We start from the raw sequence: 13,550 nt of genomic DNA on the forward strand, positions 1-13,550 counted from the left end.
GTTACTCTAACCCGTAAGGGAGGAGGGCGCCGAAGGCAGGGCTGATGACTGGGGTGAAGTCGTAACAAGGTAGCCGTACCGGAAGGTGTGGCTGGATCACCTCCTTTTAAGGAGACCTAATCTGTTCAGGTTGATTTATCACCTTTTGTAACAGGTTCACGGTCTAAGAGGTTTTGCGTCTAAGGCTTTCAAACTAGTTCTAGGTTAAACAGGCAGGCAGGGGCTATTAGCTCAGGTGGTTAGAGCGCACCCCTGATAAGGGTGAGGTCCCTGGTTCGAGTCCAGGATGGCCCATTAATGCCTGGGGGTATAGCTCAGTTGGTAGAGCACCTGCTTTGCACGCAGGGGGCCAGCGGTTCGAGTCCGCTTACCTCCACGTCTTTTAAAGGTTTACTTTTAAGCGACGTGACCTGTTTACGCGATACAGAACCTTGAAAACTCAATAGTGATTTGTCAGGTAGTTGTTTAGGTGACAGATTAAAATCTGTTATCTAATAGACACAGACACCAATGTTGTATTGTGGTCAAGCTACAAAGAGCCTACGGTGGATACCTAGGCACACAGAGGCGATGAAGGACGTGGTTACCGACGAAACGCTTCGGGGAGCTGGAAGCAAGCTTTGATCCGGAGATGTCCGAATGGGGCAACCCAATAACTCTAACGCCAATCCATAACGTTAGAGAGCCAACCCAGCGAATTGAAACATCTTAGTAGCTGGAGGAAGAGAAAGCAAACGCGATTCCCCTAGTAGCGGCGAGCGAAGCGGGAACAGCCTAAACCAGCAGGCTTGCCTGTTGGGGTCGTGGGACAGCGACATGGAATCGAGCGACTAGACGAAGCAGCTGAATACTGCACCAGAGAAGGTGAAAGTCCTGTAGTCGAAAGTTTAACGATACTAGCTGAATCCCGAGTAGTCCGGAGCACGTGAAATTCCGGATGAATCTGCGAGGACCACCTCGTAAGGCTAAATACTCCTGTGTGACCGATAGCGTATAGTACCGCGAGGGAAAGGTGAAAAGAACCCCGGAAGGGGAGTGAAATAGAACATGAAACCGTAGGCTTACAAGCAGTCGAAGGCCGATTTAACGGCTGACGGCGTGCCTGTTGAAGAATGAGCCGGCGACTTATAGGTACTGGCAGGTTAAGACGGAAATGTCGAAGCCAAAGCGAAAGCGAGTCTGATAAGGGCGTTAGTCAGTATTTATAGACCCGAACCCGGGTGATCTAACCATGGCCAGAATGAAGCTTGGGTAAAACCAAGTGAAGGTTCGCACCGACCGATGTTGAAAAATCGGCGGATGAGCTGTGGTTAGGGGTGAAATGCCAATCGAACCCGGAGCTAGCTGGTTCTCCCCGAAATATGTTGAGGCATAGCGGTTGAGATTATAGCGGGGGGGTAAAGCACTGATTCGGTGCGGGCTGGGAGACCGGTACCAAATCGAGTCAAACTCTGAATACCCCGTGTACACTCAGCCAGTCAGACGGTGGGGGATAAGCTTCATCGTCAAGAGGGAAACAGCCCAGACCACCAGCTAAGGTCCCCAAATTGTCACTAAGTGATAAAGGAGGTAGGAATGCATAGACAACCAGGAGGTTTGCCTAGAAGCAGCCACCCTTAAAAGAGTGCGTAATAGCTCACTGGTCAAGCGTTCCTGCGCCGAAAATGAACGGGGCTAAGTGACGTACCGAAGCTGTGGGATATATCTATCGATGTATCGGTAGGGGAGCGTTCTGCATTAGTTTGAAGCACTAGCGTAAGCAGGTGTGGACGAGGCAGAAGTGAGAATGTCGGCTTGAGTAGCGAAAACATTGGTGAGAATCCAATGCCCCGAAACCCCAAGGGTTCCTCCGGAAGGCTCGTCCGCGGAGGGTTAGTCGGGACCTAAGGCGAGGCCGAAAGGCGTAGTCGATGGACAACTGGTTAATATTCCAGTACTCATCTTGGTTTGTGCAGAGGGACGGAGAAGGCTAAATCAGCCGGATGTTGGTTACCGGTTTAACTGTCCGAGGTGTTGAGGAGCGGTGAAAACGCTCTGAGCTAAGGCAGGAATACGACCCGCTACGGCGGGGAAGTGATTGATGTCATACTTCCGAGAAAAGCTCTAAACACGCTAAGCCAAGATACCCGTACCCGAAACCGACACAGGTGGGGGGGTAGAGTATACCAAGGGGCGCGAGATAACTCTCTCTAAGGAACTCGGCAAAATGGCCCCGTAACTTCGGGAGAAGGGGTGCCACCGAGAGGTGGTCGCAGTGAAGAGATCCAGGCGACTGTTTACCAAAAACACAGGTCTCCGCTAAGTCGCAAGACGATGTATGGGGGCTGACGCCTGCCCAGTGCCGGAAGGTTAAGGAAGTTGGTTAGCGTAAGCGAAGCTAGCGACTGAAGCCCCGGTGAACGGCGGCCGTAACTATAACGGTCCTAAGGTAGCGAAATTCCTTGTCGGGTAAGTTCCGACCCGCACGAAAGGCGTAACGATCTGGATGCTGTCTCGGAGAGAGACTCGGCGAAATAGAAGTGTCTGTGAAGATGCGGACTACCTGCACCCGGACAGAAAGACCCTATGAAGCTTTACTGTAGCTTGGAATTGGGTTCGGGCTTTGCTTGCGCAGGATAGGTGGGAGACGTTGAAGTATCTCTTTTGGGAGATATGGAGTCATCGGTGAGATACCACTCTGGCAAGGCTAGAATTCTAACTCTCTGCCGTTATCCGGCGAGGGAACAGTTTCAGGTGGGCAGTTTGACTGGGGCGGTCGCCTCCTAAAAGATAACGGAGGCGCGCAAAGGTTCCCTCAGACTGGTCGGAAATCAGTCGAAGAGTGTAAAGGCATAAGGGAGCTTGACTGCAAGACCTACAAGTCGAGCAGGTACGAAAGTAGGCCTTAGTGATCCGACGGTTCCGCGTGGAAGGGCCGTCGCTCAACGGATAAAAGTTACTCTAGGGATAACAGGCTGATCTCCCCCAAGAGTTCACATCGACGGGGAGGTTTGGCACCTCGATGTCGGCTCATCGCAACCTGGGGCGGTAGTACGTCCCAAGGGTTGGGCTGTTCGCCCATTAAAGCGGTACGTGAGCTGGGTTCAGAACGTCGTGAGACAGTTCGGTCCATATCCGGTGCAGGCGTAGGAGCATTGAGAGGAGTCCTCCTTAGTACGAGAGGACCGGGAGGAACGCACCGCTGGTGTACCTGTTGTCGTGCCAACGGCAAACGCAGGGTAGCCAAGTGCGGAGTGGATAACCGCTGAAAGCATCTAAGTGGGAAGCCCACCTCAAGATGAGTGCTCCCATGGCACAAGCCAGTAAGGTCACGGGAAGAACACCCGTTAATAGGCTCTAGATGGAAGTTCAGTAATGGATGAAGTCGAGGAGTACTAATAGACCGAGGGCTTGACCTCAATAATATTGTGTCGGTGTCTGTAGTTTAATCATCTGACAAATCACGGTTTGAGTTTTTATAAAAGTCTGATAGCGCAAGCAACACTTTAAGTTTGACTATGAAGATTATCCTAGGTTTCTTCTGATGTCACTATAAGGTTTACTACTTGCTTGGTGTTTATGGCGCGGTGGTCCCACACTGATCCATCTCGAACTCAGTTGTGAAACGCTGTTGCGGCGAAGATAGTTGGGGGGTAGCTCCCTGCAAAAATAGCTCAATGCCAGGCATAAATTTTAAGGTTCCTCCTAATCTCTTAATGGTTTTCCATAGAGTTTAGGGGGAATTCTTTTATGGATATTGGATCAATGCTGCGGTATTTTTTAGGGCGATCGCCCTTGTGGGTCTTTGCTGGTTTTGTGTTTTTGCCGTTGCTGATAGCGGTGCTGACATCGGGCTGGCCGGTGGGTCAATTGCCAACTCAGTTATGGTCATTGGCGGGCTGGTCTTGGCAGAGTTATGCTGTGGCTTGGTCTGATGGGAATTTTATCCGTGCTTTTGCCAATTCGGCCTTTGTTGCGGTTGCGGTGACGCTGTTACAGATTGTGACCTCTGCCATGGCGGGCTATGGGTTGGCTCGTTTAGTCTTTCCAGGGCGGAGAGTGATTCTTTTGTTGATTCTGGCGACGTTGGTGATCCCTTTCCAGTTGTTGGTTATTCCGATTTTTTTAGTGTTGAAAACAGGCCATCTGATTAATACCTATGGAGCGTTAATTTTACCAACGGCGGCCAATGGGTTTGGTATTTTTTTGATGCGGCAGTTCTTTTTAAGTATTCCCGTTTCCTTGGAGGAGGCGGCCCTATTGGATGGCGCGAGTCGCTGGCAGATTCTCTGGCAAATTTTACTTCCCCTCTCTCGTCCTGCTTTGGTAACCTTGTTTATCTTTACGTTTATTGGGGAATGGAATGATCTGTTTAAGCCGCTGATTTTTACGACAAAGCCAGAATTGATAACGGTACAGTTATCCTTGGCGAATTTTCAGGAACAGTTCACGAATGATTGGCCGTTGATGATGGCGGCAGCGGTGATTGCCACCATTCCAGTAGTGGTTATTTTTCTGTTGGGGCAACGTCAGTTTGTGCGTGGAATTGCAGCGACAGGCGTGAAGAGTTGACAGCTAAGATTGCGTGGCCCGATACCGCTCAATCAGCAAAATTGCGACAATATCGTCAATGGGTCGGGGAGGTTGGCGGAGTCCTTGGGGAAGAAGTTGCTGTAAGCCTTGGGGAGGAAACATCTGCCAATAGCGATCGCGGGCTTCTAGGGTGCTGTTGCGCTCATCAACCGCTACAACTGGAATAGGGGGGTGAAGCTCTTGCTCTAGTTGGGCTTTCCAGGTTTTAGCCGTTGTCTGGTTGCCGATAATGATTTTTTCAATGGAATAGTCTTGCTGCCAGGCCGTAATCCGAGCGATCGCCCCTGAAGATGCTACTACTTCATGTTTGAGTATCTGACCCATGGTAGTGCTAAGGGCCAGTCCACATTTATCCCGGCCTGGATCAAAACCAAGCCAGCAAGGAGGGTGTACCGCCGGATCATTGGAGGGCATGACTATCTATACGCTACAATTGGTGTGCCATGGGTTCATCTGGGATAAATAATTCTATGCAGCGGTATCAAACAAAAGCAACATTTGGTGTACTTGGTCTTGTCTGTGCTGCGGTTTTAGTCGGCGGGAGTGTGGGATCTGTGTTGGCCCAACCGACCTCAGCCCCTGTGGCTACTGAAATGCCAAAATGGATGGCAGCCCTGAAGGTAACACCGGCCCAAGCTGAGTCAATGATAGCAGTTCAGGCAAAGTATAAGCCGATGGTGCAAGAGATGCAAACGGAGTTGAACCAAGCGGAAGAAAGCCTGGAAAATCTTTTGGTGACAGGGGCGAGTAATGATGAAATTCGTACTCAACATGAAAAAGTCTTGGATCTCAAGAAAAAAATAGACATGACGCGATTGGAATCTGCCCTGGAAATCAAGGAAATTCTGACACTAGAACAACGGCAAATGCTCTCGACAATGACTCGTCAGCGGTTAGTTAATTTGCGTGATCACCTAAGGAATGGTTCCCAGTAATGGTTTATTTGGTTAGGTTTCCGTAGGCGCGATCTCGGACTTGATCTCTGGTTTGGTGGGTAGGGGAACGGAACGGGCGGTGAGTTGATCTCCCGCTAGGGCTAGTTGATTCATGGGCCCACACAGGAGTAGGCGATCGCCCGCTTGTAATAGGGTGGTTCGCGTGGGAGAGGTTATGAGTGTGCCTTCCCTGCGTAGGGCCTGAATGGTGACCTCGGTGGGTAAGTGAATATCTGTTAGTGAACGGCCAATCACAATGGTTTCGTTGGGCAAAATCAACCAGAGAAAAGACGTTCCACTGCCCGGTAGGGTGACTTCGCCAGAAATGAGGGCTTGGAATGCCTCTAGCTCTTGGGGCTGACCCGTGACTAAAAAGCGATCGCCGGCCATGAGGGTAGTCTGACCACCGGGATAATCAATCTCTTCTCCACCCTGACGTAGGATCGCTAAAAGGGTGACTCCGGTGAGTTGCCGCAGTTCAATTTCCCTGAGGGTCATGCCGGTGACGGGGGAGTTTTCCGGTAGGTTAACCCATTGACTATTGAGATCCCGGGCGGCTTGGCGCAAATCCCGAGCGACTTTATCGGGGGATGCGTCTCCCCGTAGGATTTGATAGTGGCGATCTCGCACATGTTGCATCTGCTGTTGAATCATCCGGGCGGAGACTCCCAGGGTGAAAAATAAATGGGTCGCCAACTCTAAACTGGCTTCAAATTCGGGTTGTACCACCTCCCGCGCCCCCAGTTGATAGAGCAATTCAATCTCGCGATCGCTATTGGCGCGGACAATGACATCCAACTCCGGGGCAAATTCTAGGGAGCGTTTCAGGCAAAGACGGGTACTCATACTGTCCGATAGGGCGATCGCCATACCTAGGGCCTGATCAACCCCTGCCTTTTCTAGGACTGGCAGGCTAGCGGCATTGCCGTAGATATAGGGCAGCCCGGTTTCCCGCACCTGCTGAATCACATGTTCACTCTGGTCAATGATCAAGACGGGATAGTTTTGCTCCTCTAGGAGTTGGACTAAACTTTTGCCGACCCGACCATAGCCACAGACAATTAAATGATTCCGGCGGGGTAAACCCGTTAAATCCATCTCAAAAATGCGATCGCTCTGTTGTACGTATTGACTCAGCCAAGGCGAATCTAAAACCCAGGGGATCAGTTTTAAGAGAAAGGGGGTCACCACTAAGGTCACCGCCGTAGTCCCCAGGAGCAGTAAATAGACCTGACGGGACACGAGGCCCAAGGATTGCCCGGAACTTGCCAAAACAAAGGAAAATTCGCCAATTTGGGCTAACCCCACCCCGGTGAGTAGGGCCGTTTTCCAGGAATAGCCAAAGAGTTTGACAATGGGCGTGACAATGAGGAACTTGCCGAGAATGACCAGGGCAACTAATCCTAAAATAACTTCGAGATGTTGCCAGAGAAACACTGGATCGATCAACATGCCAATGGCGGCAAAAAAGAGGGTCGCAAAAATATCCCGAATGGATTCCACGTAGGCTAGGGTTTGATCCGCATATTCCACCTCCGAAATCATCAGGCCGGCAATGAATGCGCCAATTTCAATGGACAGGCCTAAGCGTTCGGTGAGGAGGGCAATGCCTAAACAGAGGGCCACGACCCCCAGTAAAAATAATTCCCGGCTTTCCGTTTGGGCCAGTAAACGGAGCAGGGGGGGTAAGAGCCAAATGCCGGCGACAATCGCGCCCAGGGCAATCAGGGCAATTTGCAGTACCGCCCAAGCCAAAGCCAATCCTAATTCATCCAGTGGTTTATCCAGGGCCGGTAAGATGGCTAACATCAGGCCTACGGCCAAGTCCTGAACCACCAGTATCCCCAGCATCACCTGGCCTTGGGGGGAATTGGTCTCATTGCGATCCATTAAACTTCGCAAAACCACGGCAGTGGATGATAACGAAAGAATCGCCCCTAGAAAGACCCCTTGGGGGGCCGATGTCACCCAGCCCACGGATAGGGAAATCAGGGTGGTGACCAGGATAGTCAGGAGAATTTGTAAACTGCCTCCCCCTAGGCTAATTCCCTGCACTTTTTTGATCTCTCCTAGGGAAAAACTCACCCCCAGGGCAAAAAGGAGAAAGGCAACCCCCAGTTGGGCCAGGGTTTCCACTTGAACCACTTCTTTAATTAGGCCCAGACCCGCGGGCCCGACAATCATGCCGGCCAGGAGATAGCCCAATAGGGTGGGTTGGCGCAGTAGGGCCGCCATTAGGCCAGCGATCGCCGCCACCCCTAACACCGTTACCAGATCAACAATTAAGCGAAAATCTTCTTGCACGGCTATGGATGACTCACTCAAAAATAGATTGATGGCAAATATTTGGCCCCTAGGAGCGATCTCTGTGAGCTTTTTCGATATTATTTTTATTCACGGTAGTCAGTCGCTCTGCTCTATTATGGCCTATGGTGTATGGCCTATACTCCTATAGCTTTCCTTCTGTTTTCGGACAGGCAGTGGGGGCGATCGCTCCCTAGACTAGAAGCAAATCAAATTACTTTGGAGGATCAAGGGAATGATGATCCAACGCCTGATTGGCCGTGTGATGGATACCCATATTCTCACCTCGTCCATTGAAAATCAAATTAGTCAACTCCTCTGGAAACGGGACTATGACGGTGAAGATATGGCTGCCCTTGAACAGTTGTTAGATGCCTTAGACGCAGGGGATATCCAAACCGGAACCTAACAAGAGGATGTTATGAAAATAATCAGTCGTCGTCCTTTGGGAGTCCAGCCTGTTTACGATATTGGTTTGGCAGGGGATCATAATTTTTTGCTCGCCAATGGGGCGATCGCTGCCAACTGTTTTAATAAATCCCACTCCACGGCCTACGGATACGTCACCTACCAAACGGCCTACCTTAAGGCTAACTTCCCCGTAGAGTATATGGCGGCCCTGTTGACCGCCAACAGTGGTGATCAAGATAAGGTGCAGCGGTATATTGCCACCTGTATCACCATGGGGATTGAGGTATTGCCCCCGGATGTGAATCACTCCGGTATTGATTTTACGCCAGTGAGTCAAGGGATATTATTTGGTTTATCGGCGGTGCGAAATGTGGGACAGGGAGCGATCGAAGCGATTTTGTCAGCCCGTGATCAGGGTGGCCCCTTTGAATCCTTGGCAGACTTTTGCGATCGCGTAGACTCGCGGGTGATGAATCGGCGGGCCTTGGAAGCATTGATTTCCTGCGGGGCTATGGACTCCATGGAAACCAATCGGAATCAACTCCTCCATGATTTAGAGCCAGTTCTAGAATGGGCCCAAGGTCGGGCCAAGGATCGGGCTGTAGGCCAGGGCAACCTCTTTGATGTCTTGGGGGGAACCACCGCCAATGAAGCCAATCAAACCTATCGCCTTGCCCCCAAAAGTGACCCGGTGGCGGATTTACCGGAAGCTGATAAATTGCGGCTAGAAAAAGAACTGCTTGGATTTTATGTCTCGAATCATCCCCTCAAGGAAGTGCGACAGGTGTCCCGGGTGTTGGCTCCGGTGAATGTGGCGGACTTGGAGCAGCAAGGTGGGGATACGGCCGTGAGTGCCATTGTTTTATTGACAGAACTCAAACCCATCACCACAAAAAAGGGAGATCGGATGGCGATCGCCCAGATTGAGGATCTCACGGGCAAAGCGGAGGCAGTTATTTTTCCGAAAACCTACGAACGGATCCATGGTTGTTTGGAATTGGATCGGCGATTAATGGTGTGGGGCAAGGTAGATCGCCGTGATGATCGCCAACAACTCATTATTGAAGATGCCGAACCTGTCGAAGAAGTCACCTTACTCATGGTGGATCTGGCCCCAGAGCAGGCCGGGGATATTCGCTACCAGGGACAGCTTTCCGAGATTTTGAAGGAACAGTCCGGGGATAATCCGAAGATTCCCGTGATTATTAAAATTAGCAATGGTATTGAAAGCCAGTATGTTCGTTTGGGGCCCCAATTCCGAGTTGGCAACGATCGCTCCACACTTCAGTCCCTACAGCGGGCCGGGTTTCGGGCCAAATCCACCGGACTTTTGGCCTTGACTCTATAACTTAAGCTATCGCTCCGTCCGCTCCATCGCGTTGTTAGCCTGTGTTTGCTTCACCCAGTTTTCTGGGGTTGCGCCAATTCTCAGTTTGCAGACCGGGGACTCGATCAAATTCTCTCTGGTTTGCTGTGATCTGACCCTCTCTTATCCCGAATTCACGTTACTCTAGAAAGGCAGCCAACTTGGTTTTAGCCAGGGCGATCGCCGCCGGTAGCTGATCCGGTAAACGTCCCCCCGCTTGGGCCATATTGGGTCGGCCGCCGCCACCACCACCACAGAGTTGGGCTAATTCCGCCACAAATTTACCCCCATGGAATCCCCGTTTTACGAGATCATTACTAGCCATAACAATCAAATTAACGTTACCTGATTCATTCGCACTGCCGAAGACAATCACGCCGGAGCCTAGTTTGGGCAAGAGCCATTCCGCTGCGGTTTTCAGACCGGCCCCATCCATGGCCTCTACCTGGGCCACCAGGGTATTCACGTTACCCATTGGGATGACTTGCTCTAGAAGGTGTTGGCTTTGGGCGAGAGCTAACTCAGCCTTGAGATCCGCCACCTGTTTTTGGCTAGTTTTGAGTTCCGTTTGTAGGGCGGTAATCCGCTCTAGAAGTTCTTCGGGCTTGGTCTTGAAGCGATCGCCTAGTTCCTGGACAATCCGATCTCGCACATTCAGGTAATCCCGCACCGCCGGCCCGGCCACGGCCTCAATGCGACGAATACCGGCAGCAACCCCCGTTTCCGTCATGATCTTGAACAGACCAATCTCAGCGGTATTTTGGACATGGGTGCCACCACAGAGTTCCATGGAAACCCCTGGCACATCCAGCACCCGCACCTCATTGGCGTACTTTTCCCCAAACATGGCGATCGCCCCCTTGGCCTTGGCCTCGGCTAGGGCCATAATGCTGGTCTCAGTGGGATGACTCTCCATAATCCAGGTATTGACCTGATCCTCAATTTGCTGAAGCTCATCACTACTGAGGGGACGGGGACAATTAAAATCAAACCGGAGCCGATCCAGGGCCACCAGGGATCCCGCCTGACTAATACTTTCATCAATCAACTTCTTGAGGGCAGCTTGTAACAGATGGGTAGCGGTGTGATGGGCCTGAACCCGACGACGACTGGCTAGATCAATTTGGGCCGTGAGGCGATCGCCAGCTTGTAGGGTTCCCCGCTCCACTCGACCATGGTGAATAAAGAGGCCCTTTTGTTTTTGCACATCCTCAATTTGCACTAGGACATCATTTCCAGCCAAGTAGCCGCGATCGCCAATTTGCCCTCCGGATTCAGCATAGAAGGGCGTTTCCTCTAGAATGACCTGCACCTGGGTACCGGGGCCGGCAATGTCCGTGGGATGGCCCCCTAGCAAAATAGCTTGAACCGTTGTGGTTAGGGCAAATTGTTCATAGCCATGGAAAGGGGTGGGGTGGAGGTGATCCGCCAGGGTATCTAAACTGCCCTGAATGGTGACATCAATGGTTTCATGGGCCGCCTGGGATCGCTGGCGTTGCTCGGCCATGGCCGCCTCAAAGCCCTTCACATCCACCGTGAGACCCTGTTCTTCGGCAATTTCCTGGGTTAATTCCAGGGGAAAGCCATAGGTGTCAAAGAGAATAAAAGCATCCTGCCCACTGATTTGGTTTTGGTGCTGGTGTTGTTTGGCCTGTTTCGTGTTCTGTTTTTTATTGCCTTGGGATTTTGCAATCATCTCCCCTAGAATTTTCTCGCCCCGATCCAGGGTTTTCAGGAAATTTTCCTCTTCCCGATCCAGTTCGGCTTGGATCACTGCCTGGCGATCGCCCACCTGGGGGTAAACGGTTTTTGCCAGTTGGATGGCCGTTTCGGACAGTTGCACCGTAAAGGGTTGATCAATCCCCAGTAAGCGCCCGTGACGCACAATCCGCCGAATTAACCGCCGCAGTACATACCCCCGGCCCATATTACTGGCGGTGACGCCATCGGCAATTAAGTGAACCACGGCCCGGAGATGATCGCCAATCACCTTCAACGAGGTTTGTAATTTGTGGGATAGCTCGCTGTAGTTCACATCCGCTAAATCCGCCGCCGCCTGGATAATCGGAAAAATTAAATCCGTTTCATAGTTATTGGGAAACCCCTGCAACACCTGGGCCATCCGCTCTAGACCTAGGCCAGTATCAATGTTTTTAGACTTTAGGGGGGTTAACTGTCCCTGATCATCCCGATTTAATTCCATAAACACGAGGTTATAGAGTTCAATAAACCGGGAATCATCCTCCAGATCAATATTTTTTAGCCCCCGCTGCGGGTGAAAATCATAATAGATCTCAGAACAGGGGCCACAGGGCCCCGTTGGCCCCGCTGCCCAAAAATTGCTCTCTGCACCCATTCGACGGATCCGTTCCGGGGGTAGGCCCACCTGGCGATGCCAGAGATCAAATGCTTCATCGTCCTCTGCAAAAACACTCACCACTAATTGCTTGGGGGAAAGTTGGTACACCTGGGTCATTAGTTCCCAGGCCCAGGTAATGGCTTCGGGTTTGAAGTAATCGCCAAAACTAAAATTTCCTAGCATCTCAAAAAACGTATGGTGGCGGGCGGTGCGACCCACATTTTCAATATCGTTAGTGCGAATACATTTCTGGGAGGTGGTGGCGCGCGGGACAGTTGGGGCCTCTTGTCCTAGGAAAATCGGCTTAAAGGGCAGCATCCCGGCGATCGTCAATAATACCGTTGGATCCTCTGGAATTAGGGAGGCACTGGGGAGAACCTTATGTCCTTTGGCTGCAAAAAACTCTAGGAACTTGGTACGAATATCATTGCCACTGAGGGCCACAGGAGCTTTCACAGACTTGGAAGACTTCATAGGGATAGGGGTGACGAAAAACTAAGGGCTAACTACCATCATAATCATCAATCTGCAAGCTCTGATTTTAGGCATGGGGCTGGATCGTCAGGCATCTTCCAGTAAATGCTCTAGGGCTAAGGCCATTTCTGCGGGGGTTGTTGTTGCTGTACCAAACTGACGCACTACAATACTGGCGGCTAAATTCCCAAGAACCGCCGCCTCCCAAAAACTGGCTCCGGCAATAAAGGCCAGGGTCATGGCAGCCACAACCGTATCTCCGGCCCCGGTGACATCAAAGACATCGGTACGATTAAAGGCGGGTACATTTTCCCAGGGGCGATCGCGGACAAACAGACTCATCCCCGCATCGCCTTGGGTAATCAATAGGTGTTTAGCGGCCGTTAAATTGAGCAGGTCTTCCCCCGCTTGTAGTAGGCTTTGGTGATTGTGAATAGGATAGCCCACGGCAGCTTCCGCCTCCGGTAGATTGGGGGTAAACAGAAATGCACCATGGTAGCGGCCCAGGTTTTTTTGGGCATCGACAAGGGTACGGCCGTGGCCGAGGGCGGCTTCAATGACGGGGGCAGTAAAGACACCTTCGCCGTAGTCGGAGCAGACAATGGCATCCACGGTGGCGGAATGGCTACGGATATAGTTGGCCAATTGGCTTTGATAGGTGTCTGCGGGGATCGTGTCGGCTTTGCGATCAATCCGCACAATTTGCTGGGTCACGGATTGGCGGGCATGACCAGAGATGCGGGTTTTTGTCACTGTGGGGCGATCGCCATCGCAGAGAATCCCCTGGGTATCAATGTCGGCCTGATCAAAAATATGTCGCAGGGCTGCCCCTTGACTATCACTTCCCACCAATCCCACCGCCATTACTTTGGCCCCCAGTTTTGCCAAATTAAAAATGGCATTGGCTCCCCCCCCAGGAACTTGACGAGTGGATTCATGGCGCAAAATCAGCACCGGGGCCTCCCGGGAAATCCGTTCTACTTGGCCCGTGAGAAATTCATCCAGGGTTAAATCCCCCACCACTAAGACCCGTGCTTGGTGAAAGGCCCCTAGTAGCTGTAATAGTCGCGGGTAAGCTGTCGTTAGTTTTTCCCGTAGGGCCGGATCAAGCACAGAAGACCGCCAAATA

The 13,550-nt window shown here is 51.5% G+C and carries 8 protein-coding genes, 2 tRNA genes and 3 rRNA genes (1 of these 13 cut by a window edge); 9 read left to right on the top strand and 4 right to left on the bottom strand.

What is annotated here, in order from left to right:
- From L3556_RS05175 to L3556_RS05200, 6 genes are all read left to right on the top strand, one after another.
- Positions 1–107: ribosomal RNA gene (locus L3556_RS05175) — 16S ribosomal RNA — on the top strand; it begins 1,382 nt to the left of the window's first position.
- 113 nt (positions 108–220) lie between these two features.
- Positions 221–294, top strand: a tRNA-Ile gene (locus L3556_RS05180).
- A gap of 9 nt (positions 295–303) precedes the next feature.
- Positions 304–376 (top strand) — tRNA-Ala (locus L3556_RS05185).
- Between the two features lie 146 nt (positions 377–522).
- Positions 523–3,398, top strand: a 23S ribosomal RNA gene (locus L3556_RS05190).
- Between the two features lie 150 nt (positions 3,399–3,548).
- Positions 3,549–3,665, top strand: a 5S ribosomal RNA gene (gene rrf / locus L3556_RS05195).
- Together the 16S, 23S and 5S rRNA genes with 2 tRNA genes alongside form the textbook arrangement of a ribosomal RNA operon.
- A gap of 64 nt (positions 3,666–3,729) precedes the next feature.
- Positions 3,730–4,551 (top strand): carbohydrate ABC transporter permease, encoded by an 822-nt coding sequence (locus L3556_RS05200; protein ID WP_277866244.1) that lies wholly within the window; start codon positions 3,730–3,732, stop codon positions 4,549–4,551.
- Positions 4,552–4,554: 3 nt separating this feature from the next.
- Here the strand turns inward: L3556_RS05200 and L3556_RS05205 are convergent, their stop codons facing one another.
- Positions 4,555–4,986 (bottom strand): pre-16S rRNA-processing nuclease YqgF, encoded by a 432-nt coding sequence (locus L3556_RS05205; RefSeq protein ID WP_277866245.1) that lies wholly within the window; start codon positions 4,984–4,986, stop codon positions 4,555–4,557.
- Between the two features lie 56 nt (positions 4,987–5,042).
- Here L3556_RS05205 and L3556_RS05210 point away from each other — a divergent pair, with 56 nt between their 5' ends.
- The gene (locus L3556_RS05210; protein WP_277866246.1) at positions 5,043–5,507 is read left to right on the top strand and encodes a Spy/CpxP family protein refolding chaperone; all 465 of its coding nucleotides are present in this window, start codon (positions 5,043–5,045) and stop codon (positions 5,505–5,507) included.
- Between the two features lie 12 nt (positions 5,508–5,519).
- Here L3556_RS05210 and L3556_RS05215 read toward each other — a convergent pair whose 3' ends face one another.
- A complete protein-coding gene (locus L3556_RS05215) occupies positions 5,520–7,811 on the bottom strand; it encodes a cation:proton antiporter (RefSeq protein WP_277866247.1) in 2,292 nt (763 codons plus the stop codon).
- Between the two features lie 235 nt (positions 7,812–8,046).
- On the opposite strand from L3556_RS05215, the gene L3556_RS05220 reads away from it, so the two are divergent.
- Positions 8,047–8,220: a hypothetical protein gene (locus L3556_RS05220; RefSeq protein ID WP_277866248.1), complete on the top strand. Its 174-nt coding sequence runs from the start codon at positions 8,047–8,049 to the stop codon at positions 8,218–8,220.
- Between the two features lie 12 nt (positions 8,221–8,232).
- Positions 8,233–9,570 carry a helix-hairpin-helix domain-containing protein gene (locus L3556_RS05225; protein WP_277866249.1) on the top strand — a complete coding sequence of 446 codons (1,338 nt, stop codon included), beginning with the start codon at positions 8,233–8,235 and terminating at the stop codon, positions 9,568–9,570.
- 157 nt (positions 9,571–9,727) lie between these two features.
- On the opposite strand, the gene alaS is transcribed toward L3556_RS05225, so the two are convergent.
- Entirely contained in the window at positions 9,728–12,421 is a 2,694-nt protein-coding gene (alaS, locus tag L3556_RS05230) for an alanine--tRNA ligase (RefSeq protein ID WP_277866250.1), read from the bottom strand.
- 87 nt (positions 12,422–12,508) lie between these two features.
- The gene (locus L3556_RS05235; protein ID WP_277866251.1) at positions 12,509–13,534 is read right to left on the bottom strand and encodes a bifunctional heptose 7-phosphate kinase/heptose 1-phosphate adenyltransferase; all 1,026 of its coding nucleotides are present in this window, start codon (positions 13,532–13,534) and stop codon (positions 12,509–12,511) included.
- Between the last annotated feature and the right edge of the window lie 16 nt (positions 13,535–13,550).

This window comes from Candidatus Synechococcus calcipolaris G9 (assembly GCF_029582805.1).
Classification (GTDB): domain Bacteria; phylum Cyanobacteriota; class Cyanobacteriia; order Thermosynechococcales; family Thermosynechococcaceae; genus Synechococcus_F; species Synechococcus_F calcipolaris.

Excerpts from the sequence above, each read along its gene's own strand:
- L3556_RS05200 (WP_277866244.1), top strand. The coding sequence starts at position 3,730 with ATGGATATTGGATCAATGCTGCGGTATTTTTTAGGGCGATCGCCCTTG.
- L3556_RS05205 (WP_277866245.1), bottom strand. The coding sequence starts at position 4,986 with ATGCCCTCCAATGATCCGGCGGTACACCCTCCTTGCTGGCTTGGTTTT.
- L3556_RS05210 (WP_277866246.1), top strand. The coding sequence starts at position 5,043 with ATGCAGCGGTATCAAACAAAAGCAACATTTGGTGTACTTGGTCTTGTC.
- L3556_RS05220 (WP_277866248.1), top strand. The coding sequence starts at position 8,047 with ATGATGATCCAACGCCTGATTGGCCGTGTGATGGATACCCATATTCTC.
- L3556_RS05225 (WP_277866249.1), top strand. The coding sequence starts at position 8,233 with ATGAAAATAATCAGTCGTCGTCCTTTGGGAGTCCAGCCTGTTTACGAT.
- alaS (WP_277866250.1), bottom strand. The coding sequence starts at position 12,421 with ATGAAGTCTTCCAAGTCTGTGAAAGCTCCTGTGGCCCTCAGTGGCAAT.